This is a genomic window from Rhodococcus wratislaviensis, assembly GCF_041228765.1.
GTDB lineage: Bacteria > Actinomycetota > Actinomycetes > Mycobacteriales > Mycobacteriaceae > Rhodococcus_F > Rhodococcus_F wratislaviensis.
Genome location: NZ_CP150489.1, coordinates 161,020 through 187,513, shown reverse-complemented (window position 1 = coordinate 187,513; position 26,494 = coordinate 161,020). Strand labels below are relative to the sequence as shown.

Below are 26,494 nucleotides of genomic sequence, written 5' to 3'. Positions count from 1 at the left end.
TCCCGCCGCCGCAAGCTGGGAGTCGACCATGGGTGAACTGTTCGCCGAGTTGCTGCCGGAGATGATCGGCTTGATCCTCACCCCCGGGGCGGTCCTCGGCTGCATCCTGCTGCTCCGAACCCCACGGCCGGTGCCCAGTGCCGCAGCCTTCGGCGCCGGATTCCTTCTCGTGTACCTGTTCATCGCGATCTCGGCGCTGCTCGGTGGCGCCTCCGATCCCGACGCGACCGCCCCCGAGGTCTCCCACGGCGCAGGCCTGGTGGTCGGAGTGCTCTTCCTGATCGCCGGCACCTGGCTCTCCACCCGCCCACGACGACCACTCCAGGAGCGGCCCAAACTGCTCCGCGAACTCGACATAGCCGGACCGCGAAGGGCTTTCGTCATCGGCATCGCACTCGGGGTCCTGAACCCGAACCTGTTCATCATGATGTCCGGCATGAGCATCATCGCCAGCTCACCCGTCGGCACTGCCGGCGCCCTGCTGGCCGCTCTGTTGCTCCTGCTCTCGGCATCCCTGGACTTCGCGATTCCGATCGGGTCGTTCCTCGTCCTCGGCAACCGTGCCCGCACCGCACTCGCCACGGCAGAGAACTGGATGCTCCGCCACAGCCGTACCCTCACCCTGGCGATGTTTTACGTCTTCGGTGCGCTGTTCACCATCCGGGGCATCACCAACCTCACCTGAACCGGGCTCTCGCGGCGGTACCTTCGCTTCGCCGCGCTCGAAACAGCACCAACCGTGACCGGCTGGGACTGCGCGTTGTCGTGCGCTAACGACCGATGGAATCAACCCGCGGCCCGATCTGCCATTGACCCGAGGCATGTTGTCCACATAATCGAGACGGAAGGAGACACCGAGGCCGTCGACAAGCTGATGACCGCTGGCCGGTACCAGTTCCGCTACATCGCGCAACGACTGCTCGACGACCGCGCGGAGAAGGCCGAACGCGCCGCCGCCGCCCAGCCCCACCTCGACAAGGGATACACGATCCTCGCCGAAGAACCCCAGTACGGAACCGATGTCCTGCTCGCCGACCTGGTCACCTCCGACGGCAGCGAGGTCACCGCCGCCCACACCGAGACCGACCCGGCCCGGTGGGCGGTGTGGCTGAGCAAGGACGAACGCTACTTCGACACCGACACCGGCGAGGAAGTCGACGGCGAGGAGGTGGACTGGTCCACCGAGAACCACCCCGACGCCACCCCGTACGAGGGGCACCGGCACGCGAACACGGTGCAGACCCGCCAGGTCTGGACACCGGAGTACGTGTGCCTTGACCTCGACGGTGCCGCAGTGGCGCTCTCACCGGTACTCGCAGCCGCCCGAACCGCAACCGAGGGTGAAGGCACCGAGGACGACGCTGCCGCAGCCCTGCGGATGGAAGCCGAGTCCAAGGAACGCCAGCGCAAGGAACGCCGACAGGTGCGGGAGCTGAACAAACAGGCCGCCGTTATCTCAAGCTGACTTCGCCATAGCTGTTGTGACCAGTAGCGTTTCGACGAGGACGTGTCGCCGACGCAGTCGGCAATATCGCCCGATGTGGGTTCGATTCTTTTCTTCGGCGTGTCGCGAAGTTTGACGCCGGCGACCACGCCATCGGTGCCCCGGTCTGGCCTGTCGAAGTGGATCCGAGCACCAGAGAGTGGTGGACAAAGACAACACCATCATCTGTGCGGCACAGCGTTCGGTACACCACTTAGCCTTCGGATACCACCCGCGTCGCGGTGTCGGACGGTGCCTCCCCATAACGTTTACGGTAGGCGGCGGCGAAGCGAGAGAGGTGAACGAACCCCCAGCGGTGGGCAATCTGGGTCACCGATTCCGGCGACGTCGGATCCATTTCGAGGAGATCTTGCCGCACCTGAGCCAACCTCAACGATTGGAGATAGCGAGTCGGTGAGGTGCCGAGTTCTTCCTGAAAGGCTCGTTGAAGGGAACGTGCACTGATTCCGACGTACTGGGCGAGGTCCCCGACGGTGATGGGATCGGCGAGATATTCATCGCAGAAGTCCAAGGCCCGTTGGAAGGTTCGACGATGAATGCGCGGGTGGTCTTGTTCTTGCAGGTCCCTCGTGTAACTGTGCCGGTGGGACAGGAGCAGACCGGTCAGCAGCATGTCCTGCCAGCTCGCGGCAGCCAGGGGCTGGCGGGTGAGGCCGTCTTCCTTGTCGAGGTCGTCGATCAGCAATCGCAGCGAGGCCATCCAGGTCGACAATTGCGGCGAGGACAGATCCATCGTGAGGTCGAAGATGGCCGGGTCGTGGGGGGGCCGTCCGAGAAGGTTCTCCAGACGTTGATTGAGGACATGCTGGTCGATCCGCAGGTGCATTTGATGGTAGGTGGCGTCCATGCGCATCTGGGCGCGCATTCGGGGAGACAGCAATGCACCGTGGGCGGCGCCGACCTGGGTGAGCTGGTCTGAGCAGGTGATTCGGTTGGTTCCGGAGTACGCCAGCGTCACGTCGTAGTAGTCGAGTCGTTCGAGGATGTCGACGTCCATGTCCACCCCTTGTTCGAGGTAGACGAACTGGATGGCGCCCAGAGACGTTGCCCGTACCTGTCCGCGGAACGGGGTCGTGTCGAGGGCGTTGGTGCGATGGATGTCGTGCACGCTGAGGATCTGCGAGGCCTGGGAGCAGAACTCGTCGACGTCTGCCGTGCGGAGCAGGCGGTGACGGGCCAACGGCCCCCTCATCGACGCCCACACGGGTGCAGTGGGCCGTCGGCACTCATCCACAGACTCACGATCGCTCACATCAATCTCGGCCGCCCTTTGCGGCCACCGCTCAAACTGTTGCCCCAGAGTAGCCACGTACCCGGGTGGGCCGCCAGAACCCGGCAGGCAAATCCGTGGCGCAATGCGGATGACCCTGTCGCCTTGCGGATAGCGACGCAGATCACACCTGCCTAGCGTGGGGGCATCGGGCGAAGAAACCCCAGGTACAAGGAGTGTGCAGTGTCTTCAGATTTCGATGTCGCAGTGGTGGGATATGGGCCGACCGGCCTCGTGCTTGCGTCGCTTCTGGGCCGGGCCGGCCACCGTGTGGTCGTGCTCGAACGGTGGCCGGAGCTGTACGGGTTGCCCCGGCTGACCCATATCGACGGCGAGACCGCACGCATCATCCAGACGGCCGGTGATATCGAGTTCGCCCTCCGGGACGCCTCACCGAAGGACACCTACCAATGGTGCAACGGCGCCGGCGATGTCCTCCTCGAGGTCGACTGGGCGGGAAGGTCGAGCGGGTTCGCGGCCCATTACTCGATGTATCAGCCGGACATCGAGTCGGCGATTCATCAGCGCATCGGGAGCTACCCGAACGTGGAGGTCAATCAAGGTTTCGCGGTGGTAGCCGTCGAACAGCAAGCTGATCACGTTGCTCTCCATGTGCGGCCCTGGTCCCGCGACCGGGACGAGCAGTGGTCGAGCGGGACGGATCGGGTTGTGACCGCGCGGTATGTGGTGGGAGCCGATGGGGCCAACAGCTTCGTGCGGACCGCCCTGGGCATCGAGGCCACCGATCTGGGAGTGAACGATCGCTGGCTGAACATCGATACCGAGTGCGTGCGTCCGCTCGGTCCGGACTTCGATGTGGCGCGGCAGTTCTGCGACCCAGCGCACCCCAACATGTTCATGCCCATCGGCGTGAGTCGTCAGCGTTTCGAGGTCGCGGTTCTCCCGGGAGACGACGCCGCATTTATGGAGACCGAGGAGTACGCATGGCAGTGGTTCCGCGAACGACACCAGTTGGGGCCGGAGAATGTCCAGATCCTTCGGCAGATCATCTACACCTTCTCGGCCCGGAATGCGGACACCTGGCGAAGCGGGCGGGTGTTCTTGGCCGGCGACGCCGCGCACACCATGCCGCCTTACATGGGCCAGGGCGCCTGCTCGGGGATGCGCGACGGCATCACACTGGCATGGAAGCTGAACCTGGTGCTGACCGGCCGCGCGAGCGAGGAACTGCTCGACACCTACGAACTCGAGCGTCGTCCCCATGCCGAGGCCATCCAACAGTGCGCGATAGCTCTCGGTGAGATCGCGAACCTCAAGGATCCGGCGGCCGCCGCCGCCCGCGATGCGGCGTTCCTGCGCGGAGAGGTCCCACCGCTTCCGCCGTTCCCCACTCTCGGTGCGGGCGTCGTCGCCACGAACGCGGACCACTCACCAGCGCGGTTGGCGGGGACACTGTCCCCGCAGGGCGTCGTCACCGCCGGAGAGCGGGTAGGCCGTTTCGACGACGTCTTCGGCTGGGGGTTCTCGATCATCGCCACGCGTGATCCCCGCTCGGTGCTCGATCCCGACCAACTGTCGTTCCTCGATGACCTCGGTGTCATCGTGGCCACCACCGAGCCCGGAAGTGCCGGGTCGTTCACCGACACCGATGGAACCTACGCCGACTTCCTGCGAGCCCACGGTATCGAGGCCTACATCGCCCGCCCCGACTTTCACCTCTTCGGATCTGGTTCGATGAGCGAGCTGCCGGTCCTCGTCGACGCCCTCCGCGCGGCACTCTGTTACCAGGACCAGCGGGCACGCCGGACCGAGCGGGCGGCGCTGTGACCGAGGAAACCATCGTAGAGACCACGGTCTCAGCTGAGACCGCGGCGCACTGGCGGGCGATGCCGGCAACCAGGCTGCTCGACGGGGGCATGGACCACGCCGACGTCGTGTTGCTCGAACACGCGACCCGGGATGGGGTTGCGTGGGATGTCGCGGCCGAACGACTGGGCAATCTCCGGCTCGAGTTGGCGGAGGCCGCCCGAGATGCCGGGCACACCGTGACCGCGCGCAATGCTTTCCGGGCAGCGGCCGCCGACTTCGTGTTCGCCCAGATGGCGATCAACGCGGACACCGAGCGCAAGCGGGACCTCTACGAGTCGTTCAGCGCGGCAGTCGGCGCGACGGCAGCATTGTCACCGGCGTCGATGCACAAGATCGAGTTACCATTCGCCGGCGGACGGCTGGTGGGCTGGCACGTCCTTCCCGATCGATCACCCGTCCTCGGGACCGTGATCGTCTTCGGTGGACAAAGCGGTTGGGGTGCCACCTACCTTCGGTACGCAGACGCCCTCGCAGCCCGGGGCCTGGCGACGATCCTGGCCGAGGGCCCCGGGCAGGGGGAAAGCCGGCTACGGTACGGCACCCATCTGGATGTCGACGTCGCCGCCGCGTATGGCGAATTCGTCGGCTACGCCGCGGAATCCGGGGCTCCGGTGGGGATCTGGGGGAACAGTGTCGGTGGACTGTTCGCCGCCCTGACCGCCGCACGCAACGACGACATCCGCGCCTGCTGCGTCAACGGCGCCTTCGCCGCGCCGCGTCTGCTGCCGTTCCGCACCTTCCGGGAGCAGGCGGCGGCGATGCTGGGCACCAGCGACGAGGCCGCCATCGAACGGAACTTTCAACGTCTTGCGTTCGACCCGGCGAAGGAGCAGATTCGGTGCCCGCTGCTGGTGCTGCACGGCGGGGCCGATCCCCTCGTCAACCTCGAGGACCAGCAACCGTTCCTCGACGGCGCAGACGATGCGACGCTGCAGGTCTGGGACGACGGCGAGCACACGATTTACAACCACGCGGACGAGCGGAACGATCTCGTCGCCGACTGGTTCGCCGATCGCCTCACCACCCCATCGCGTTGTGACGCGCAAGAAATCAGCCTCGCAGATCGAGAGGTGTAGCGCAGTGTTGCATTTCGAGCATGAAAGCCTGCCGCAGCGGGTGTGTTTCGCCTCGGGGCAGGCGGCGACGATGCTCGCCGGGGAAGTGCAGCGACTGGGCGCATCGCGGGTGATGGTGATCGCGTCGCAGTCCGAGGCTGAGCGCTCGGAGCGGCTCACCGCCGAACTTACGGTCGTATTGCACCACAACGAGATAGCGATGCATGTGCCCGTCGAGGTGGCCGAGCGGGCCCGCTCCGCCGCGGGCCGGCACGAGGTCGATGCCATCGTCAGTGTCGGTGGTGGCTCCACCACCGGGTTGGCGAAGGCGATCGCGCTGACCACTGGGTTGCCGATCGTTGCTGTGCCGACGACCTATGCGGGATCGGAGGCCACCAACGTCTGGGGTCTGACCGAGGGGGCCCGCAAAACCACCGGAGTCGACGCACGGGTGCTGCCGCGGGCAGTGATCTACGACCCAGAGTTGACGCTGTCACTGCCCGTCCCGATGAGTGTCGCGTCCGGGCTGAATGCGTTGGCGCACTGCGTGGATTCGTTGTGGGGCCCACGCTCGGATCCCATTGATCGGGCGTTGGCGCAGGAAGGGATTCGGGCGCTACGAACTGGGCTGCCGATGGTGGTGGCCGATCCGACCGGCCTGATCGGCCGGGAATCCGTCTTGTATGCGGCGTACCTGTCGGCGGTGGCGTTCTCCTCGGCAGGCTCGGGACTGCACCACAAGATCTGCCACGTGTTGGGCGGGGCATACGAACTGCCGCATGCCCAGACCCATGCGGTCGTGTTGCCGTATGTGCTCGCGTTCAACGCCCCGGCGGCACCGGAAGCCGAACAACGGATCGCCACCGGGCTCGATGCGAGCACGGCACTCGCCGGCCTACAGGAACTACGGCACCGGCTCGACGCCCCGCGGGCACTGCGTGACTACGGCTTCGACGAGTCGGACATCGACAGTGCGGTGAACGCGATCTTGCCGACCGTTCCCACGAGCAACCCACGTCCGGTCACCGCCAAGAACCTTCGCCGTCTACTCCAGGCGGCGTGGCAGGGCGCCGACCCGTCGACGATCACCAGCAACACGGAGAAATGACGACATGATAACCGAGCACAGTACGGACCCGGCGCACATCACCGCAGACCAGCAGGCCGTCGAGGACGACCTCGTGGCCAGGGTCGTAGCCTCGTTCGACAACACCCCCGATCCGCGGCTGAGGCAACTGATGCAGTCCCTGGTCCGGCACCTGCACACCTTCATCCGCGAGGTGCGGCTCACCGAAAAAGAGTGGAACACGGCGATCGAGATCCTCACCGCGGCCGGGCACATCACCGACGACAAACGGCAGGAGTTCGTGCTGCTCTCCGACGTGCTCGGTGCGTCCATGCAAACGATCGCCGTCAACAACCAGGCACACGCCAACGCCACCGAGGCAACGGTGTTCGGCCCGTTCTTCGTCGCCGACTCCCCGCGAATTCCGCTCGGCGGGGACATCGGCGGCGGCGCGCCGGGGCAGCCGTGCTGGGTCGAGGGCACCGTCACCGACACCGACGGCCGCCCCGTCCCGGGCGCCCGTATCGAGGTGTGGGAAGCCGACGAGGACGGCCTGTACGACGTGCAATACCCCGACGGCCGGGTCTCGGGCCGCGCTCACTTCTTCACCGACGACAATGGCTCCTACCGGTTCTGGGGACTGACCCCCACCCCGTACCCGATTCCGCACGACGGCCCGGTCGGCAAGATGCTCAAGGCCGTGCATCGATCCCCGATGCGGGCGTCGCACCTACATTTCATGGTCACCGGCGAGAACCTGAGGACCTTGGTGACCCACATCTTCGTCTCCGGTGACGAGTTGTTGACCTCCGACAGCGTGTTCGGGGTCAAGGCCTCGCTGGTGCAGGACTTCCTCGAACAGGCTCCCGGCACCCCCACTCCCGACGGCCGCAAACTCGGCGACCGTTCCTGGTCGCGAGCCCATTTCGACATCGTCCTGGCGCCAGCGGGTACCTGACCATCGCACCAATCAACGGCACCGATCACCGCGGGTCCACCAGCAAACCATCGCCTCCCACCCATGCGGCAACCCGGAACACGGATGCCCGGCCAAAAGGAACCCACGTGACCCTTTCCCCTAGGGTGTGTCTCCCAATGATTTGTGGTGTTGTGCTGCAGACTCTTCGGTGTGGCAGACGTTGTTGATCGGTTTGAGGTGTTGACGGACAAGCAGTGGGAGTTGCTCGCGCTGCTGTTGCCCAGTTCCGATGGGCTCCGGGGGCGGAAGTTCCGGAACAATCGTGTGGTGGTCGAGGGGATGCTGTATCGACTGCGGACCGGGTTGCCCTGGCGAGATCTCCCGTCGCATTTCGGGCCGTGGAAGACGGTGTGGAAGCGACATCGCCGATACGCCGGAGACGGAACCTGGGATCGGGTGCTGACGGCTCTGGTCGCGATGGCCGACGCCGGCGGGAACCTGGACTGGGCGGTATCGGTCGATTCCACAGTGGTCCGTGTCCATCAGCACGGTGCGAACGCCGCCCGCCACACAGGGGGATCTACCGAATTACACGAACCTGCGTGACGAGCCTGCCGATCACGGCATCGGCCGGTCGAGGGGCGGGTTGACCAGCAAGGCGCACCTGGCGTGCGACGGTCACGGGCGCCCGCTGTCGGTGCTGGTCGGCCCAGGCCAAGCCGGTGACAGTCCGATGTTCGCCCACGTGCTGGAGGGCATCTGCGTGCCGCGGCTCGCGGGCGGAGCGCACCGCACGCGCCCCGTCGAGGTCCGGGCCGACAAGGCGTACTCATCACGGGCAAACCGGGAACTGCTGCGCAGCAGAGGCATCAAGGCGGTGATCCCCGAGAAGACCGATCAGGCAGCGAACCGGGTGAACAAGGGCCGCGCAGGCGGGCGGCCACCGAACTTCGACCCGGAGTCCTACAAGGGGCGCAACGTGGTCGAACGGGCCTTCAACAAGGCGAAACAGTGGCGTGCGGTGGCCACTCGCTACGACAAACTCGCCCTCACCTACCGCGCCGGATTCCTGCTCGCCGGCATCGTCGAGTGGCTCAAGTTATTGGGAGACATGCCCTAGTAGTTCCGCGGGGATACACCTCACCACCGAGGACATTTTCCAGGCACACCGCGACGGCAAGCTGGAAATTGGTCTGACGACCACCCTCGAGGACAAACGCGACCTGTCCATCGCCTACACCCCCGGCGTCGCCGAAGTCAGCCGCGCCATCTACCGCGATTCCGCGGTGGCGCCGGCCTACACCTGGGCGTCACGGTTGGTCGCCGTGGTCAGCGACGGCAGTGCAGTCCTGGGCCTCGGTGACATCGGGGCTACCGCCTCACTGCCCGTCATGGAGGGCAAATCCGCGCTCTTCAAGAAGTTTGGGAATCTGAACTCCATCCCGCTGGTTCTCGAAACCACCGATGTCGACGAGATCGTCGAAACGCTGGTACGGCTGCGCTCGAGCTTCGGGGCCGTCAACCTGGAAGACATCTCGGCGCCCCGGTGTTTTGAACTCGAGGCCCGCCTCGTCGAAGCCCTGGACATGCCGGTCATGCACGACGACCAACATGGGACCGCGGTCGTGGTGCTGGCAGCCCTGACCAACGCCGCGATCGTGGTCGGACGTGAACTCACCGGGCTCCGGGTTGCCATATCCGGAGCGGGCGCCGCGGGCATAGCTGTAGCCGAGATGCTGCTCGCTGCCGGAATATCGGACGTCACCATCCTCGATTCCCGCGGAATCATCCACTCCGATCGCGAGGATCTGACCTCGGTGAAAGCCACCTATGCCGCAAGAACCAACCCGCGCGGTCTCACTGGCACCTATACGCAGGCATTGGATGGGGCGGACGTTCTCATCGGGGTGTCCTCCGGCACCGTACCCGAGGAAGCCCTGGCGACGATGTCCGGTGACGCGATCATCTTTGCCCTCTCCAACCCCGACCCCGAGGTCCATCCCGCTGTCGCCGGCAGATATGCACGAATCGTGGCGACCGGTCGCAGTGACTTCCCGAATCAGATCAACAACGTACTCGCCTTCCCTGGCATCTTCCGCGGCGCCCTCGACGCCAGGGCCACCAAGATCACCCCGGCCATGAAGATCGCCGCAGCCGAGGCCATCGCGGCGCTCGCGGCCGACAACCTTGCGGCGGGTTACATCATCCCCAGCCCGCTCGATCCCCGGGTCGCCCCTGCCGTGGCAACTGCAGTGATGGCAGCGGTAGAAACTTCCACCGGCGTCATCAACGACCCGCTACGACCATGACATTCTGCCCAAGCCGTTCACTGTGGGGTTGGCAGGTACATGCCCGGTGCCGACCCACAGTCGAGCACCTGTTCTTCGCCCAGGACACCGAACGTTCGGGTGAACGGATCCGTAGAGAACGTTCAGCGAAGAGAATCTGCGAGCACTGCCCGGTGAGAGTCGAATGTCGCCAGCATGCGTTGGTCCATCCGGAGGAATTCGGAATCTGGGGCGGCGCCTCAGAACGAGACCGCCAAAAATCGTTGTTTCCCCGAAATTCCAGTCATCACCCTAAGACAGGGTAACCCGCATCACCGGACGCGGAGGTCGAGCTGCCTGGCGGGTTCCTGCGCCAAAGCTTCGGGTAACTGCGCACCCACGGACCTCACATCTCGATTGAATTCGTAGAAGTGCCCGAGACGATCACTCGCCTGAGTGGTGATCGGGTTTACAAGGCGTCATGAGCATCGCCGAGAATGGCAGCCACCCGTTGTTCGCCGAGCGCGATCGCGAGCGCGTCGCGGAGCTGGTGGTTCTCCGCCTCGAGGTGCCGGACGCGTTCGGTCGCGGATTCCAGCCGTCGCAGCAGTGACGCATCGGAAGCGCGCTGCCGATCAGGAACAGGGGGCGGTTCCGGAGCTGTTCCGTTTCTGCGGGCGCGGAGACGTTCGACCTGCGCCCGCAGATCGGGTTGGTTGTATAGCCAGGACCGGGAGACCTTCGCTTCCCTGGCCAGGGCATCGAACGTGACCGGTCGCCCAGCGTTGTCCATGCGCCGCAACGCGACGATGGCGCGTTTGCGGGTGACGGCCGCCCGCTTCCGGGCGGCGGCGGTGATGTGGTGAGAATTGTCAGCGCGCATCTGCGACGTCCTCGTCCTTCTCGACTTCGCTGATGATGCGGTCCAGATTGGCGGCGACCTGCTTGTTCATCTCGACCACCCGTGTGTTCCCGTTGCCTTCGGAGACATCGATGAGAGTGAGGGTCCGTCGGCGTTGCTCACGGAGCTCGGGCAGGAACTCCGGTCCTGTCACGAAGACAGGGCACGTCAAGCACGCATTGGCGTGCGGACAGGACCTCTGCAGCGGCAGCCCGCAATAGCCATTGGGCAGGGTTTGGGTGGCCATGCCGTAGCGGGTCTTCGCCCATTGGGCTTGAGCGAGCGGCCCGTCCGGGCCCAGTTCGACACGCTCGCCCTTGACGTTGACCTTGGTGGCCTGCTGCCAGCGCCGGCGGACGGTCGTATCCGTGATCTTCGCGTAATGCGATGTCATGTGGCTTGTTTCATGATCGAGGAGGACGCGGATCACCTCCAGTGGGACATCCCGATTGATCAGCCTGGTCGCGAAGGTGTGCCGCCATTGGTGCGGCGTCAGGTGAACCGGCCGGCCGTGTTCGTCGTGAATGTCGCAGGTCTCGAGCCAGCGATTCAGCATGCCCCGGTAGCTGCGGGAGAGAAGGGGGTGTCGGCCGTCGGTGTTGGCGGTCGGGCGGGGGAACAGGTTCGGGCTGCCACCGGGCCAGCGGTCGAGCACCCGTCGCTGTTGGTCGCGGATCTCGGCTTCGAGCTCCGCGTCGATGGGGACCGCGGCCTCGCGTTGCATCTTGTTGTTGTAGTAGCGCAGGTACGGGGCCTGCTGCCCGTCGTGCAGCAGGCAGTCGAACTGCAATGTGCAGGCGTCCGACACCCGCAGTCCGCAGCGAATCAGGATTGTGGTGACCAGCCGACCCTCGGGGTAATGCCAGCGGTCGAGGTTATCCGGGTGTTCGACCTGCGCCATGACGTACTCGGCCAGATGACGGGTGACGTGCTGGTGACGACGCCGGGGGTAGTCGCCGGTGAAGAAGGCGGCCGTGGTGGGCAGGCTGTCGTCCCAACCGTACTGCCGGATGGCCTGGAAGAACAGTTGCAGGCTGCCGACGCGGCTTCCGATCCCGCGGGCGCTGCCGGGTTGCCCCTGCAGCCAGGCCAGGTAACGCTCGAGCAGAGGGCGATCGACATCCGCCAGCGCCTCGACGTCGGGGACGGCGGCGGTGAGGAATTCGCTGAAGCGGGTCAAGGCTTGGACGTCGGTGGCGGCGGTCTCTACCGACAGACCCGAGACCAACCGCCATCGCACCCATCGTTTTCCGAGGTCCCGCAACCAGGGTTGGGTGACGCGGTCGAATCGCAGGTGGCTGCGCGGTCGCGTGCGGTCGATGCTGATCTTCAGACCGGGCAGCATCCATATCCGCCAGACATCACGCCGATACTCGACCTCCCAGCCGGAGCCGTCCCGCAGAGATTCCACCGTCTCGCGGGCGTAGAGCAGCAGCGAGTCCGCCCGTTTGGGACGTCTATCGCGTCCCCCGAGGGGGCGTTCACACCATGCCCGCCATTGCTCTTCCGATCGCTCGAGCAGGGAGGATGCTCCGCTTTCGGCCAGTTGACGGACCAGGAGCCGAAGCACGTCGGGGGGTGCGACCGCCTGTTGCTGGTCGTGCCGGTGCTGGACGGCGTATTGGAGTTCGAGTCGCATCTGTGCCGGCAGCGCCCGGAAGTCGATGACTGGGAGACCCCGGTGTTCGCAGTGGGCGATGAACTCCTTGGTATCGAGGCCTAGGCCTCGCCAGCGAGTGGTGTGGGATGTGCAGAAGATGGTGCGGTCGTTCTCCACCCACAGGGTGCAGAACGACAACGCGCACTCGTCGTGCGCGATGACGTCGAAGACGGGGACTGTCGTGATCCAGGCATCGAAATCGGGGTAACCGGCTCGTCGCCACCGACCGCCGTGGCGGGTGCACAGTCGCCGACTGTTGATGCCGTAGCGGCAGCCGGGCACTGTGCAGCTGTCGAGTTCGATTCGGCCGCGCAGCGGGGGTCCGGGATCAGCCAGGAACTCGGTCAGATCGGGGCAGCCGCGTTGACGCCAGCGTGGGCTGTGGCCGGTGCAGATGCCGTGCTCGTGCTGCGGGCGATCGCAGCCGTCGACTATGCAGAGTTTGTAACCCAGGACCGGGTCGTCCGGGTTTGGGACGAGGATGTCGACCCGGAACTCCGGGCGGACGGCACCGAGGAGCTTTTCCAGCAGTCGCGCATGCCCGGAGGTAGTGTCTGTTCCGGAGATTGTCACAACCGCACCTCCCGGCCGGTGAACCAACCGGCGGCTTCGAGGGTGTTGCGGGCGTCCTCGGCGGTGAGGTGGCCATAGGTGTCGATCGTTGTGCTCACCGAGGCGTGACCGAGCAGCTCCTTTACCGACTCCATCCCGGCGCCCCGGCGCAGTAGCCAGGTCGCGTAGGTGTGTCGGTAGTGGTGTGGCTCGAAATCGATGCCCGTGCGGCCGCGTAATCGGAGTACCAGGTCATACACGGCCGGGTAGGCCCAGGGCTGCCCCAGCGGTGCGGCCCACAGGTTGACGAACACGTAATCCGAGTCCAGGGACCCGTACTCGCGGTTGAGGTAGTCGGCGTACAGGCGCATCAACTCCGGGCTGGTCGGGATCGTCCGCGGGATGCCGGCCTTGGCGCGGGCCCGGTTGTCGTTGTCTCGTGGTGTGACAGTCACGGTCCGTTCGGCGATCGCAAGGTCTTCGTGACGGAGGCCGAGGGCTTCGCCGATACGGACGCCGGTGTCGAGCATCAGGGCGAACAACAGGCGATCGCGGAGATGGTCGCATGCGTCGAGGATCGACTGAACCTGTTTTGCGGTAAGAACTTTCGGTCGCAGCCGCCCAGTTTTCAGTTTCACCGTTCGGTGACGTTGCGGCTTGTGCTTGGTGATGTGCTCGAGGAACGGCTTGTATGACGTTGCCGCGTTTCGGCGCCGACCCGCCGGCTGCATGCTCACCAGCAGGCTGCTGACGTCGACACCGTGGCGGGCGTGGAACTCGTAGAACGAGGTGACCGCGGCCAGTTTGCGGTTCACGCTGGACGCCGCGCAGTGATGTTCCACAGACGGCAAGACCACCACCCGCCCATCGCGGGCTTCGGGCGGTAGCCGTAGCCATGCAACGAAACCACCGATCTCCTCCAACGTCACCGCCCGCCAATCAAGCCCGAGCCCCGCGAGGTAGGACAGCCAGTCCTTCAAATCATGCGCGTACGCCTTGATGGTGTTCGGTGACCGCTCGATCGAGGCGAGATACGCCAGGAACCGCTCGACCGGCTTCACAGGGACATGATCATCGCCCAGGAGTGTCCACGACTCGACCGCTGAGTCGGGCATCTGCACGCGTTGCACTCGCATCGAACCTCCGCTTTCCGTGATGGACAGCACTAGGTAATCCCATCCATGACGCAATCCCTGGGATTTCCGAACCTCGTCATGCACGTCATGGACGACACCACCTCAGCTCGAGATAACCGCCGCCGCGACCACCGTCCGCCGCGACTTCCTGCGCACCACACTGCTGGCACGCAAGACCCTGGACGACGCCCGCCAACAACGACTCGAGCAACCTCGACGTCATCAATTCGTCATTCCTGGACGGCTGCAGTCCATCGTGGCGATACTGCTCGGTCAGTTCGAGGCCGACGGCATCACCGGAACCCGCATCGTGGTTGCGGCCCGCTACGACGCCGACCAGGACGCCGAAGGGACCGCCGATCAGTTGTGCGGCATCGCCGCCCGCGAGAACGTCACCGCCGTGATCCTCGCCGTGATCGCGGGCGGACCCGGCGCGGCCACCGCCCTCGACAACATGACGACATTGCGCGACCGTCTCGCGGCCGAGGGCGTCGCCCCGTTGTTGTCGTTGCACACCGCCGAACTCACCGAGGGCGCAATGTGGGTCAACCTCGACACCCTCGAGCGCGGCGCAGTTCCTGACCCGACCACCTCCGCCGTCCACGCGGCCGCAGTGTTCGACGGCCGCAATGTTGCCACCTCACGCGCCGCGATCGCCGCCCGCTACGGTCTCGCCGCCGAAGCGGATCCCCGCATCGCGGCCCGGGCCGCCGCCGAACAGGGCGACGACTTCGCGCGCGCCACCATCACCGAGTTCGCCGCCGTCATCCGCAACGGCGAGATCCCCAGCGCCGATCTCGCCGCCCGCGTCGGACTGGTCGCCGCGAGCGGACCGACGCAGCGCGACGCGTTTCTCGGACTCGCCCACTACGGCGCGGCCGAGGCACACGCGGCAATGATTCTGGTTGCCAACCAAGTACGCGGCCACGCCCGCGTGCAAACCCTCACCATCACCGCGTACTTCGCCTACATCGCCGGAACCGGACCGGAGGCGGGCATTGCAATCGATGCCGCCCGCGCCAGCACCGAGGAGGCACCCGAGGCGGAAACCCGGTTGCTCGACCTGCTCGACATTGCATTGCAACGCGCAATGCACCCGGACACGATCGCCGGACTCACCGCCAGCGGCATCGAGTCCGCACAGAAGCTCGGCGTCGAGTTTGACTGACACAAACAAGGAGCGCGCCCCCGAACTAGGAGGGTTCGGGGGTGCGCTCCCGGACAGCGTAGAGGGTGTTCGGGCATCGAGCCCGAACACCCTCCGCGCGTCTACATGCGCACCACACGTCGTGTTGCGCGGCCGCCGGTTCTAGAGAAAGTCCTTCAACGCGTGCGGGTCCGGAAACGCAAAATCAACTCTCACATCGTTGGACGGACCTCGGGTGACGGGTTCGCCCGCGACGACCGCCTCGAGGTCCGCGTCGGACACCTCCCAGGTGTGCTTGGTCAGGTGATACAACGTCGCCTCGACGTCCGACCGATGCACTGGTGTTGCCTTCTCGCTCATGCTCTCCCCTTCCGTCGGCCTAACGTCGTGTCGTCGATCCTTCTGCTTTCAGAACAAGGTCGGTGTGTCGGTGTGCAGGAACGCGGCCTGTACGGCTTCGTCGTCCCACCCGCCGCGCACCGCTTCGCGCAATGCACGCGACCGTGCGGCGCGTGCCGCCCGATCGGGCCCGTACCAGTGCCATGTCTGCCCGCGGCCGCCGCCGCGTCCCTTCGCGCCCATCCCGGCGAGATTCTGTGCTTGCGTGCCGAGCACGACGTGCGGACGACCTAACGCTTCCAACGACGCCCGCACACAGATCGGGTTGTCGCACACTTCGTGCAACGCGACCTCGTCGTCGGTCAGTGGGCGGCCGAGTTCGATCGCCAGCGCGGGTGCGGCCGCACCACCTTCTGTCGGCCGTTGCGCGAGACCCAGAAGACTGGTGGGGTGCGATATTCGAAAGGTGTCGTATTCCATCCCCCACCGCAGCGGCTCCGGTTCCCGTCTCACGCGTGGTCCGGGCATAGAAGATCAGGCGTGACGGTCCATCCGGCTGCCGTGAGCCATCGCTGGACCGGCTTGATCAGATCACCCTTTTCGGCCAGCTCAGCGAGTCTGCCGGCGAGGATGGGGCCGTCGCCGCAGATTCTGCAGGCGATGTCGAATGCCGGTTGCCCGGGTTCGCAATGCCGACAGTGGTGTCGGCCGATGACCGTTCCGCGGTGGTCGGGATCGGGATGGAGCCAAATCACCGCCTCGACCGGCTCGGGCGGTCAACGCTGCACCTGATCACCCTCGGCGCCGACCTGCGCGAGCGCGGCATCGGGCTGAAGGGTGATCACCAGGACGTCGTCGGCGCGGCGCCGCGCCAGCACCAGATCGAGTTGAGGGCGTGACGCTTTCGCCCCGCCCGCGTGGTCGACGTGGATTCTCGACAGCTTGAGAGCGAAGTCGGCAGTGTGATCGCACTGTAACCTTGGGCGTCAGGCCACGGTTGAGCCCGCATGGCCACCGTCGGCGCCGCTCAGCAGTCGGACCGCGATCAGCAACTCCTGGACGTCGACAATTCGCCGCAGGTCATATCCGGTGCGCGCGGCGATACGGTCGAGTCGGTAGTACATGGTGTTCACGTGGGTGTGCAGGCGTTCGGCCGCGATCTTTGCGTTCAGGTCCGCGTCGATATAGGCGAGCAGTGTCGCGATCAGAACACCGCCACGACGTAGGTCGTCCTCGACGAACATCCGTAGCTTTGGGCGGATCAGGCGGTGCACTGTCGGGTCGGGTCGGCTTACCAGGTAGTCGAAGGTCGACAGCCGCGGCATAGCCCGGATCCCGGGCTCGCGGGCCAATCCGTCACGGGCGACACACGCTTCGGCGTATGCCTCGGACACCGAGCCGTGGCCGGCGTGCTCGGTCGAGACACCGAGGCACAAGCTCAGGCCGGCACGCTTCAGCTGCGCGTGCGCGCGAGTGAGCCGATCGATGAGCGCGTCGACCGAGCCCACCACGGGCGAGACACCGATCAACTCGTCTTGGCGGACGACGGTGAGTCCACGGTTTCCGGTTCCGAAGGCGCTGTGCAGCGTAATCAGCGCCTCGCGCAAGCTCTGGCCCGGGGCCAGCGACTGCGCCGGCACGGCAGAGGCTACGACCAGGCGTGTCGAGGTCTCGAGGCCGACTTCGCGAAGCAGGCCCCGTCGGGGCCCCGCCGCCGGCTCCCGCCCGGCCAGCAGATCCTCGAGCAGGTCGCGGCGCGCCCGGTCGCCGTCGGCGACGTCCAGCTGCTGGGCCTTCAGGTAGGTCTGGGCGGCGACCGAGGCTCCGGCCTCGATTACCTGCATCACGTGCGAGACCTGACCGAGCGCCGCGTCGCGCAGTTGCCGATCCCCGCCGCAGGCCGTGACGATGCCGTGCCACAGATTCTCCTGGTTGAGTCGGTAGGCACGGAGGAAGTCGGCGAGGCCGACGCCCTGACGCACCCGCCGCGTGGCCTGCGAGGCGGTCATCGGGAAGTCCTCGGGCCTCGCGGCGCGGCCTTCGCGCAGGGTGTCGAGCACCACCCGAAAGACCGCGTCGATGTGGCGGTGAAGGTCGTCCCGCAGACTCGCGTCGGGACTTGCGGAATATGCCCCCACTTCGTCCCAGGTGCGCTGCACGGACGACTCCACGATCTCCTGGAGTGAGCCATGCACCCGCTCGGCGATTCGTACGACCCGCGGGTCGGCTGCAGAGGTTGCTGGCACGTTCACGACACTCACTCTCTCTTTGTGTGGTTCGACCACAAGCCCTCCCCGAAGATCCTGTGACTGGCCCATCGTGTGTCCGGGGTCACGTCCGAGGACAGTTCTGTTCTGAGGGCCGGCGGGAGCCCTCGACCGAGCCCGCCGACTACCGAACGCCGCGGCAGCGGCTCGACCAGTGAGGCATTCATGACGACTAGAACCAGCAGGGGCGCGGCCCCGGGGCAGTCTTCCGCCCTCCGACGTCCGATGGCTCGCATCGCTGCGGCCTCGTTGGTCGGTACGACGATCGAGTTCTACGACTTCCTGATCTATGGCACCGCAGCGGCTCTCGTGTTCGGCCCGCTGTTCTTTCCTTCGCTCGGTCCGGGCGCGGCGACCGTGGCCGCGATCGCGACCTTCGGAATTGCGTTCGTGGTGCGCCCGCTGGGCGCGATCGTGTTCGGACACTACGGAGATCGGCTGGGCCGCAAGCGCACGCTGGTCACCAGCCTGGTTGTCATGGGCGGCTCGACCTTCGCGATCGGTCTGGTCCCGACTGCGGACGCCATCGGAGTTGCCGCGCCGTTGATGCTCGTGTTTCTGCGCGTTCTGCAGGGCCTTGCGCTCGGCGGCGAGTGGGCGGGAGCGGCGCTGCTGACGTCGGAATACGCCGACTCCGGCGAGCGCGGGAAGTACAGCATGTTCCCGCAGCTCGGCCCCGGGATCGGCGTCGCGCTGTCGAGTGCGACCTTCCTGCTGACCTCCTTGACCATGAGCGGTGCCGCGTTTGCGGCGTGGGGTTGGCGGATTCCGTTCCTGATCAGTGCCGTGCTCGTCTGCGTGGGCCTGTGGGTCCGACTCAATATTGCCGAGACGCCGTCGTTCACCAAGGTCGTGGAGGGTCGGCAGCAGCTCAAGCTCCCGTTCCTCGACGCGATCCGCGATCAGTGGCGGCAGATTCTGCTCGGCGGTGGCATGCTGTCGATGACATTCGGCTGTTTCTATATCTCGATCGTCTTCCTCACCGGCTATGCCAGCGCCGCGCCGGAGGTCGGCGTCCTCGGTCTGCCTCAGCGGTCGATTCTCGTGGTCAATATCCTTGCTGCCCTTGTCATGTGCGTTGTCGTCGTCGCGTCGGCGATCCTGTCCGACCGGTTCGGGCGCCGTGCCGTCCTGCTCACCGGCACCTGCTTCGGCATCGTCGCCGGACCGCTCGCCTTCGCGGTCATGCAGCCCGGCAACGCGGTCTCGTTCTTCATCGCGATGGCGGTGCTGATGATCACCCTCGGCATCCCTTACGGTCCGGCCGCCGCCTACCTGCCCGAGCTGTTCCATGCCCGCTACCGCTACAGCGGTGCCGGCATGGCATACAACCTGGCCGGCATCCTCGGCGGTGCCGTGCCCCTGCTCCTCGCCGACCGGTTGGTCGACGCCTTCGGCAAGGCGGGCATCGCCGGGTTCCTCTCTGCCCTCGCCGTCCTCAGCACGGCCTGCCTGATTGCGCTCAAGGAGCCGCTGGGCGAAACCATGGACGACGAGTGAAGAACGTCTCGGGGACGGCTGCAACCAGCGCCGCACCGATCCCCCGGCCGGTGCACGGGCGAGCCGATCCCATTGGTGGTGACGGGGAGAACCCAGTACTCGAGATCGGCGGCGCACACACCGGCGACTGGATGCACGATGACGCCAGTGCCCACAATCGCTCCGCGGCAGTCGGGAAATGCTCGGCACCAGGCCGACACCGAGATGCGAGCACGACGGCCCTACCCGGTCGCGGAGCCTTTCGCGGCGCCGACAACAACGTCGACGAGCTGGGTGGCCAGTTTCTCCGAGGACTGCGGGTTCTGCCCGGTGTAGAGGTTGCGGTCGACGACCACATGTGGGCGCAGCGGGATCAGTCCTTTGGAGTACTCGGCGCCAACTTCTTTCAGTTTGTCCTCCAACAGCCACGGCGCCTTCTTGGCGAACCGGTTCAGCAGTTCTTCGCGGTTGGACAGCCCGGTCATTCGGTAACCGGCGAAGGCCGAGGTGCCGTCGGGGTTGGTTGCGGCCAGGACCGCGGCCGGCGCGTGGCACAGCAGGGCCAGCGGTTTACCCGATGCCAGACGGTGGGTCAGCAGTTCGCCGGAGGTCTTGTCGTAGGCGAGATCTTCCATCGGGCCGTGTCCGCCCGGGTAGAACACCAGGTCGTATTCGTCCGAATCCACCGAATCCAGCGACGCCGGGTGGGAGAGTACGTCGGCGATGCTGTCGAGGTAGTTCTTCACATCGCGGCGCTTCCACGGCATTCCCCCGGAAATGCCGAGGCTGAGCTGATCGAGCGTCGGTGCCTTGCCGCCGGGGGTGGCCACGGTGATGTCCCATCCGGCTTCGGTGAAGATGCGATGGGGAACCGCGAGCTCCTCGGCCCAGTACCCCGAGGGATGCACGGTGCCGTCGTTGAGGGTCCACCGATCGGCTGCGGTTACTACGAAAAGGACCTTCGTCATGATGTGTTCCTCTCGAACGGGGCGTCAACGGGCCACGTGGGATGGTTTCGGTCTCGGCACACCGCCGAATGTGCACACTGCTTACATTATGCGGGTGGTGTGCGCGCGTCAACAGGTGGATGCCTTTGCCGCGAGGGGCAGGGCGCGGAGTAGTGGGAGGTTCGCCGCGCTGGATGGAGAGGTAAGCGCGGGATCACACGCGGGAGGCGCCGGTCTCGCTGCGCGGCTGGGAAGCGAGCCACTTCGAGTACTGCCGGAGCGCGCGGCGTTTGACCAGCTGATCGGCGACGAGAGCGCGGGCCGGGCCGACGCCGACCGCGGGCTGCTTCCCGCGGGCCAACCGGCGCAGCTGATAGCGCACCATGCCCATGCCGGCGAGGGACGCCAGCGGCTTGTCCTTCCACGTGACCGGCTTGAGCGACGCCGTGGCGTCGGTTCCCGCGCGCCAGCGCGCCGGCAGATCGGGGGTGACGGCGAGGGCGGTGCCGATGCCGACGAGTGCGACGTTGTTGGCGAGTACGTGCTCCGCGGTCTCGCGGCGGGTGATTCCCCCGGTCAGCATGAGCGGTACGGGGCTGTTCTGGGCCAGTTCGGCCGCCAGTTCCAGGAAGTAGGCTTCCCGGGCCGCGGTGCGCCCGTCCACCGGGCGCCCGGACATCGCCGGGCTTTCGTAGCTACCGCCGGAGATCTCGACCAGGTCGACGCCGAGTGGGGCCAGCATGGCGATCACGGTGCGGGCGTCGGCGGCGTCGAACCCGCCGCGTTGGAAATCGGCAGAGTTGAGTTTGACCGCGATCGCGAAGGTGGGCGAGACCTGTGAGCGCACCTCCCGCACGATGTCGAGGAGCATTCGCGCCCGATTCTCGAGTGAACCACCCCACTCGTCGGTGCGGGTGTTGACCAGCGGCGAGAGAAACTGCGACAGCAGGTAGCCGTGTGCGGCGTGAATCTCGACACCGTCGAACCCGGCCGCTTCCGCTCGCCGCGCGGTGGTCGCGAAGCGGGCCACGGTGTCGTGGATCTGCTGCGGTGTCATGGCGGTAGGACGACCGAAGTTCTTCGAGTGCTTGCCGACGTCCACCGCCTTGTCGGACGGCCCCCAGATGACACCGGGCATGTTCGCCTGGATCTGCCGACCGGGGTGGCTGATCTGCATCCACATGGCGGCACCGCCGGCCTTCCCCGCCTTCGCCCAGGCGGCAAACGGTCCCAGCGGCGAACCCTCGTCGAGCACCACCCCCCCGGGGCCGGTGAGCGCCTCCGCGTGCACCATCACGTTCCCCGTGATCAGCACGCCGGCCCCGCCGGCGCCCCACCGGCGATACAACTCGATCAGCCCCTCGGTGGGCAGCTGCCCCATGGCGGCCATCCCCTCCTCCATCGCGGCCTTCGCAATCCGGTTGGGCAGCAATTGCCCGGACCGCAACGTGATCGGCTGGAACAAGTCGGTGGCGAATATTTCCTTGGACACCTCGAACCCTTTCGGTCAAAGGCTTCCGGGCGACCCCGAAAGCAAGTAAGCGCCGCTTACACTAAGCTGGAATGTAAGCGGCGTCAACAACCGAGGAGGTTGAGTACATGACTGTCACGCCCTATCACCGCGGCGACCTACCCGATGCGCTCGTGCGTGCCGCCATCGAACTGCTCGATGAAGACGGTGGCGCGTCGGGCCTGTCGCTGCGCGCGGCCGCACGCCGCGCAGGCGTCTCGGCGGCGGCTCCGTACCGCCACTTCAGCGACCGCACCTCACTGCTATCCGCAGTGGCCGCCGTGGGTTACCGGGAACTCGTCACCACCCTGGAGGGGGCGCACCCGGCGCCCGAGGACCCGGGCGACCTTGCCGACATCGCGGTGGCATATGTGCAGTTCGCGCTTGCCAGGCCGGCGTTGTTTCGGGTGATGTTCGCCGAACCGTGCCATCCGGCGGACGCCGAGCGGCAGGGCGCCGCCGGCGAGATCGAGGGCTACCTGCAGACGCTGGTGCAGCGCGCCATCCCGTCCGCCGACCCCGCGGCGATGGCCACCGCAGTCTGGGCGCTGGTGCACGGCCTGGCGTTCCTGCACCTGGACGGCAAGTACGCCGGTAGCTCGACCCCCGATCTCAGGGCCCGGATTCGTGGGGTCGTGCACGCCACGCTCGGCCCGCATCGAGAACGCTCACCCCAACCTCAACAGCCCACGAGGTGTTGACATTGCTTACATCATCGGTCTAGCATCATGTAAGCAGTGCACACATACCGATGGCGAAGGACCGACACATGACTTCAACAAAGCAGAACACCATCGAGGTCGACCTGGGTGGACACACCGTCACAGTCCCCGCCGGCGGCCTGTTCGAGCGCTTCCGGATGGACACCGACCTGGACGAGGTGGCGCGCGATCCGCGGGTCAGCGGAGTCGACTTCTTCCGAACCCTTCCCAAGACCCGAGTCGAGTCCCGCATCGGGCCCACCTTGACCCCGAACTTCTACTACGCGATGTCGTCGGCACGTCTGACGATGATCGCGCCCAGCAAGGCGATCCGGAACCGGATCCCGCGCGAGCTCACCCCACTGGAGATCGTCCCTGGTCTCGGCCTGGTGTCGGTGATGTTCTTCCGCTACGACGTCTGCGACATCGACTTCTACACCGAGGCTGCGGTGGGGGTTGCGGTGCGCCCCGCCCGGCACGGCAGACTCCCCGTTGCAGACGTCGCGGCCGCGCTGGCGAACGACCACCTCCACTCGTACGTGCTCTCCCTGCCGGTGAACACCGATATCGCCCAGGTGCGCGGCCACCACGGCTACGGCTTCCCGAAATGGGTCACCGCACTCGACGTGAACATCGACGAGCGCCGGACCACCGCCCGCATCGCCAACACCGATGGCGGCGTCGACATCGCCTTCTCCGCCCCGACACCGGCCCAGAAGCGCACCCGGAGCGGCGAAAAGGTATCCACCCTGACCTCGTACACGAAGGTCGACGGCGCCTGGCACTCCACCCTGAATCAGACCCACGTGCTGGCCGGCGGAACCTCGATGTTCCCGCGCGGTGTCGACCTGACCCTCGGCGCGGGACGCATGGCCGACGACCTGCGCGCACTGAAGCCGATCCGCACCATCGCGTTCGACGTCAGCACCGAGGCGCAGGCTGCGCTGCACATGCCGGTTCCGTTCTCGGTCCGCAGCCGGTAATCGGCCATCGCATCCGCTCCGACATTCGACACCCTCAACGGAGTCCCACCATGTCCACCAAATACGCCACCCCCGAAAGAGTTACGACGACCGCCGGCCTCCCGTCCTCGCTGACCGCCCAGCTGCGGGATCGTCTGACCCGTCAGGTCGCCGCGGGTGCTGACGCCACCCGCGTCGCCACCACCGCCCCCTACACCGGCGGGCCACTCGCCGACTTCCCGGTCTCCACGCCGGGCGACGTCGAAATAGCCTTCGTCCGGGCTCGTCGCGCCCAGGCCACATGGGCAGCCACCCCGATCGGTGAGCGCCGCAAGGTGCTGCTGCGGTTCCACGACCTGGTCCTCGCACGCCAGAACGAAGGCCTGGACCTGATGCAGGCGGAGAACGGAAAGACCCGTCGCGACGCGTTCCTGGAGATCACCGACACCGCCATCACCTCCCGGTACTACGCGCGCAGCGCCGAAAAGCTGCTGGCCCCCCAGCGCCGGCGCGGAGCGATCCCGATCCTGACCCATACCACCGAACTGCACCATCCCAAGGGCGTGGTCGCGATCATCTCACCGTGGAACTACCCCCTGTCGATGGCCGCCGGCGATGCGATTCCCGCCCTGCTGGCCGGTAACGCCGTGGTACAGAAGCCCGACACCCAGACCGCGCTCACCGCGCTGTGGGCCATGGATCTGATGTACGAGGCGGGGCTTCCCGCCGACGTGTGGCAGATGGTGGTCGGCCGCGGCAGCTCGATAGGCGAGCCGCTGATGAACAACGCCGACTACGTGATGTTCACCGGGTCCACCGCCACCGGCCGCCAGATCGCCCGCGACGCCGGCGAACGTCTGATCGGAGCCTCGTTGGAGCTGGGCGGCAAGAACCCGATGCTGGTGCTCGACGACGCCGACCTCGATCGTGCCGCCGACGGCGCCGTCGCCGCCGCGTTCCCGTCGGCCGGGCAACTGTGCGTCTCGATCGAGCGCATCTACGTCGCCGAATCGGTGCGCGAGGAGTTCGTGACCAAGTTCGTGGAGCGGACCAAGCAACTGAAGCTCGGCGCGGCCTACGACTACAGCACCGACGTCGGAAGCCTCACCACTGCGTCCCAGCTGGACACCGTCACCACGCACGTTGCCGACGCCGTCGGCAAGGGCGCCACAGTGCTGGCAGGCGGGCACGCCCGCCCCGATCTCGGTCCGCTGTTCTACGAGCCGACCATCCTCACCGACGTCACCGCGGAGATGACCCTCCACGCGCACGAAACCTTCGGTCCAGTGGTCTCGATCTACGGCTTCGACGACGTCGAGGAGGGCATCGCGCAGGCGAACGCCACCTCATACGGGCTGAACGCCAGCGTGTGGAGCCGCAACGGCGCCCACGGACGTGCGGTGGCCGCCCGGGTGCACGCCGGCACCGTCAACGTCAACGAGGCGTTCGCGGCGGCGTGGGGCAGCATCGACTCTCCGATGGGCGGAATGGGTGACTCGGGCGTGGGACGCCGCCACGGCAAGGACGGCATCCTCAAATACACCGAACCGCAGACCGTCGCCCATCAACGCGCCCTCGGCTTCACCCCGCCCGCACGCATCCCGTGGACCACATGGGCGCCGGCGCTGAGCGCGGTACTGCGCGTCTGGAAGCTGATCGGCGCCCGCTGACCGGTCTCCGCATCCCTCATCCCTCAGAACCCGCGATCCGGACCAAGACGCATCCTGTTGCCGCACATCGGGATCCGCCGGTCATCGGACGACCCAACTATTCATCGCAGTCGCAGCGCGCCTGACCTCGCCGCCGCGGTTGCACGGAAGGCACTGACATGACCACCCCCGACACCGTTCCCGACACCATGCGGGCCATCGTCGTCGACAATGACAAGAACATGAACATCGAGCAGGTCTCCACACCGACCCCCGCCGCCGGCGAGGTCCTGCTCGAGGTCGCCGCAGCCGGCATCAACCGCGCCGACCTGATGCAGCGCCAGGGCCTTTACCCGCCGCCGCCCGGAATCACCGACATCATGGGCATGGAGGCCTCCGGGACCGTCGTCGCGGTCGGCGCGGGAGTCGACGGGTTTCGGCCGGGCGATGAGGTGTGCGCTCTCATCGCGGGCGGAGCATACGCCGAGTACGTCGTCGTCCCGGCTGCCCAGCTGTTGCCGATCCCGGACGGGCTCTCCCTCGTCGACGCGGCCGCGCTGCCCGAGGTGGCGAGCACCGTGTGGTCGACCATCGTCATGGACGCCGGCCTGAAGGCCGGGGAAACATTGCTGGTGCACGGCGGCGGCAGCGGCATCGGCACCCACGCCATCCAAGTCGGCAAGGCACTCGGCGCCACGGTGGCGGTGACCGTCGGCTCGGAGGCCAAAGCGCAGCGCTGCCGCGAGCTCGGAGCCGACATCGTGATCAACTACCGCGAGCAGAACTTCGCCTCCGAGCTCGCCGGACAGGTCGACGTCATCCTCGACATCATGGGCGGCCAGTACGTACCCGGCAACGTCGATGCGCTCGCGATCGGCGGACGACTGGTGATCATCGGCATGCAGGGCGGCCTCACCGGCGAACTGAACGTCGGAGCACTCATCGGCAAGCGCGCCCGGGTGATCGGCCTCAACGTCCGGAACCGGCCGCTGACCGGTCCCGGCTCCAAGGCCGAGATCGTCGCCGCGGTGGCCGAGAAGGAGTGGCCACTGGTCACCCAGGGGCTCGTGCGGCCGGTCATCTCGGCCAAGCTGCCACTGGCCGACGCCGAACGAGGACAGGCGATGCTCGATTCGAAGGACTCGGTCGGCAAGGTGCTACTGCTTCCCACCCAATCCTGACCCCCACGAACTGGTGCCGTCGACGGCAGGATGTACCGACCACCGACGGCACAGGACTTCTCGCGAAGAAAGGAGGCAGGAACCATCCCGGCTTGCCCAGAATTTACTGGTCGAGCCGAAACAGGTAGCACCGACGATGGGGCCGTGCCCCA

General features: G+C 66.5%; 24 protein-coding genes and 1 pseudogene. 16 read left to right on the top strand and 9 right to left on the bottom strand.

Annotated elements, in window-relative coordinates:
- The first annotated feature begins 28 nt into the window (after positions 1–28).
- Both WKC72_RS39770 and WKC72_RS39765 read left to right on the top strand, forming a co-directional pair.
- Positions 29–685: a GAP family protein gene (locus WKC72_RS39770; RefSeq protein ID WP_370185371.1), complete on the top strand. Its 657-nt coding sequence runs from the start codon at positions 29–31 to the stop codon at positions 683–685.
- Positions 686–874: 189 nt separating this feature from the next.
- On the top strand, positions 875–1,465 hold the full coding sequence (locus WKC72_RS39765; protein ID WP_370185369.1) for a hypothetical protein: 591 nt from the start codon (positions 875–877) through the stop codon (positions 1,463–1,465).
- A 232-nt stretch (positions 1,466–1,697) separates the two neighbouring features.
- Here the strand turns inward: WKC72_RS39765 and WKC72_RS39760 are convergent, their stop codons facing one another.
- Positions 1,698–2,684, bottom strand: a complete 987-nt coding sequence (locus WKC72_RS39760) for an AraC family transcriptional regulator (RefSeq protein WP_370185367.1) — start codon at positions 2,682–2,684, stop codon at positions 1,698–1,700.
- Between the two features lie 273 nt (positions 2,685–2,957).
- On the opposite strand from WKC72_RS39760, the gene WKC72_RS39755 reads away from it, so the two are divergent.
- The 7 genes from WKC72_RS39755 (at position 2,958) to WKC72_RS39725 (ending at position 10,237) form a co-directional block, all read left to right on the top strand.
- Positions 2,958–4,562: a bifunctional 3-(3-hydroxy-phenyl)propionate/3-hydroxycinnamic acid hydroxylase gene (locus WKC72_RS39755; RefSeq protein WP_370185365.1), complete on the top strand. Its 1,605-nt coding sequence runs from the start codon at positions 2,958–2,960 to the stop codon at positions 4,560–4,562.
- A gap of 59 nt (positions 4,563–4,621) precedes the next feature.
- Positions 4,622–5,680 carry an alpha/beta hydrolase gene (locus WKC72_RS39750; protein WP_370185363.1) on the top strand — a complete coding sequence of 353 codons (1,059 nt, stop codon included), beginning with the start codon at positions 4,622–4,624 and terminating at the stop codon, positions 5,678–5,680.
- 4 nt (positions 5,681–5,684) lie between these two features.
- Positions 5,685–6,767, top strand: a complete 1,083-nt coding sequence (locus tag WKC72_RS39745) for a maleylacetate reductase (RefSeq protein WP_370185361.1) — start codon at positions 5,685–5,687, stop codon at positions 6,765–6,767.
- Positions 6,768–6,771: 4 nt separating this feature from the next.
- Positions 6,772–7,683 carry a dioxygenase gene (locus WKC72_RS39740; protein ID WP_370185360.1) on the top strand — a complete coding sequence of 304 codons (912 nt, stop codon included), beginning with the start codon at positions 6,772–6,774 and terminating at the stop codon, positions 7,681–7,683.
- Between the two features lie 171 nt (positions 7,684–7,854).
- A protein-coding gene (locus WKC72_RS39735) for an IS5 family transposase (protein ID WP_370185358.1) occupies positions 7,855–8,764 on the top strand; the annotation gives its coding sequence in 2 pieces (ribosomal slippage) (positions 7,855–8,247 and positions 8,249–8,764; 909 coding nt in all).
- Positions 8,765–8,777: 13 nt separating this feature from the next.
- A complete protein-coding gene (locus WKC72_RS39730; protein ID WP_370185534.1) occupies positions 8,778–9,953 on the top strand; it encodes an NADP-dependent malic enzyme in 1,176 nt (391 codons plus the stop codon).
- Positions 9,950–10,237 (top strand): WhiB family transcriptional regulator, encoded by a 288-nt coding sequence (locus WKC72_RS39725; protein ID WP_370185356.1) that lies wholly within the window; start codon positions 9,950–9,952, stop codon positions 10,235–10,237. The genes WKC72_RS39730 and WKC72_RS39725 overlap by 4 nt, the downstream gene beginning before the upstream one ends.
- A gap of 143 nt (positions 10,238–10,380) precedes the next feature.
- On the opposite strand, the gene WKC72_RS39720 is transcribed toward WKC72_RS39725, so the two are convergent.
- From WKC72_RS39720 to WKC72_RS39710, 3 genes are read right to left on the bottom strand one after another with little or no spacing between them, the layout of a single operon-like run.
- Positions 10,381–10,794: a DUF6262 family protein gene (locus WKC72_RS39720; protein ID WP_370185354.1), complete on the bottom strand. Its 414-nt coding sequence runs from the start codon at positions 10,792–10,794 to the stop codon at positions 10,381–10,383.
- Complete coding sequence (locus tag WKC72_RS39715) at positions 10,784–13,045, bottom strand: tyrosine-type recombinase/integrase (RefSeq protein WP_370185352.1); 2,262 nt, start codon at positions 13,043–13,045, stop codon at positions 10,784–10,786. Before WKC72_RS39715 ends, WKC72_RS39720 begins: the two co-directional genes overlap by 11 nt.
- The gene (locus WKC72_RS39710) at positions 13,042–14,160 is read right to left on the bottom strand and encodes a site-specific integrase (RefSeq protein WP_370185350.1); all 1,119 of its coding nucleotides are present in this window, start codon (positions 14,158–14,160) and stop codon (positions 13,042–13,044) included. The genes WKC72_RS39715 and WKC72_RS39710 overlap by 4 nt, the downstream gene beginning before the upstream one ends.
- A 256-nt stretch (positions 14,161–14,416) precedes the next feature.
- Between WKC72_RS39710 and WKC72_RS39705 the strand changes: the two genes are divergently transcribed.
- On the top strand, positions 14,417–15,328 hold the full coding sequence (locus tag WKC72_RS39705) for a DUF4192 family protein (RefSeq protein WP_370185348.1): 912 nt from the start codon (positions 14,417–14,419) through the stop codon (positions 15,326–15,328).
- Between the two features lie 141 nt (positions 15,329–15,469).
- On the opposite strand, the gene WKC72_RS39700 is transcribed toward WKC72_RS39705, so the two are convergent.
- Together WKC72_RS39700 and WKC72_RS39695 are read right to left on the bottom strand one after the other, a co-directional pair.
- Positions 15,470–15,667: a hypothetical protein gene (locus WKC72_RS39700; protein ID WP_370185346.1), complete on the bottom strand. Its 198-nt coding sequence runs from the start codon at positions 15,665–15,667 to the stop codon at positions 15,470–15,472.
- 48 nt (positions 15,668–15,715) lie between these two features.
- Positions 15,716–16,159, bottom strand: coding sequence for a hypothetical protein (locus WKC72_RS39695; protein WP_370185345.1), 444 nt, complete (start codon positions 16,157–16,159; stop codon positions 15,716–15,718).
- A 242-nt stretch (positions 16,160–16,401) separates the two neighbouring features.
- On the opposite strand from WKC72_RS39695, the pseudogene WKC72_RS39690 reads away from it, so the two are divergent.
- Positions 16,402–16,482 (top strand): annotated as a pseudogene (locus WKC72_RS39690) (resolvase); the annotation flags it as partial.
- 150 nt (positions 16,483–16,632) lie between these two features.
- On the opposite strand, the gene WKC72_RS39685 reads toward WKC72_RS39690, so the two are convergent.
- The gene (locus WKC72_RS39685; protein ID WP_370185342.1) at positions 16,633–17,898 is read right to left on the bottom strand and encodes a PucR family transcriptional regulator; all 1,266 of its coding nucleotides are present in this window, start codon (positions 17,896–17,898) and stop codon (positions 16,633–16,635) included.
- A 180-nt stretch (positions 17,899–18,078) separates the two neighbouring features.
- On the opposite strand from WKC72_RS39685, the gene WKC72_RS39680 reads away from it, so the two are divergent.
- Positions 18,079–19,413, top strand: a complete 1,335-nt coding sequence (locus WKC72_RS39680) for an MFS transporter (protein ID WP_011595769.1) — start codon at positions 18,079–18,081, stop codon at positions 19,411–19,413.
- A gap of 221 nt (positions 19,414–19,634) precedes the next feature.
- Here WKC72_RS39680 and WKC72_RS39675 read toward each other — a convergent pair whose 3' ends face one another.
- Both WKC72_RS39675 and WKC72_RS39670 read right to left on the bottom strand, forming a co-directional pair.
- Positions 19,635–20,360, bottom strand: coding sequence for a type 1 glutamine amidotransferase domain-containing protein (locus WKC72_RS39675; protein ID WP_016882068.1), 726 nt, complete (start codon positions 20,358–20,360; stop codon positions 19,635–19,637).
- Between the two features lie 193 nt (positions 20,361–20,553).
- Positions 20,554–21,831 carry an NADH:flavin oxidoreductase/NADH oxidase family protein gene (locus tag WKC72_RS39670; protein ID WP_370185338.1) on the bottom strand — a complete coding sequence of 426 codons (1,278 nt, stop codon included), beginning with the start codon at positions 21,829–21,831 and terminating at the stop codon, positions 20,554–20,556.
- Between the two features lie 107 nt (positions 21,832–21,938).
- Here WKC72_RS39670 and WKC72_RS39665 point away from each other — a divergent pair, with 107 nt between their 5' ends.
- From WKC72_RS39665 to WKC72_RS39650, 4 genes are all read left to right on the top strand, one after another.
- Positions 21,939–22,550, top strand: a complete 612-nt coding sequence (locus WKC72_RS39665) for a TetR/AcrR family transcriptional regulator (protein WP_370185336.1) — start codon at positions 21,939–21,941, stop codon at positions 22,548–22,550.
- 68 nt (positions 22,551–22,618) lie between these two features.
- The gene (locus WKC72_RS39660; RefSeq protein WP_370185332.1) at positions 22,619–23,533 is read left to right on the top strand and encodes an acetoacetate decarboxylase family protein; all 915 of its coding nucleotides are present in this window, start codon (positions 22,619–22,621) and stop codon (positions 23,531–23,533) included.
- Positions 23,534–23,583: 50 nt separating this feature from the next.
- On the top strand, positions 23,584–25,182 hold the full coding sequence (locus WKC72_RS39655; RefSeq protein WP_370185330.1) for a succinic semialdehyde dehydrogenase: 1,599 nt from the start codon (positions 23,584–23,586) through the stop codon (positions 25,180–25,182).
- A gap of 188 nt (positions 25,183–25,370) precedes the next feature.
- The gene (locus WKC72_RS39650) at positions 25,371–26,342 is read left to right on the top strand and encodes an NAD(P)H-quinone oxidoreductase (RefSeq protein WP_037196781.1); all 972 of its coding nucleotides are present in this window, start codon (positions 25,371–25,373) and stop codon (positions 26,340–26,342) included.
- The last annotated feature ends 152 nt before the right edge of the window (positions 26,343–26,494 follow it).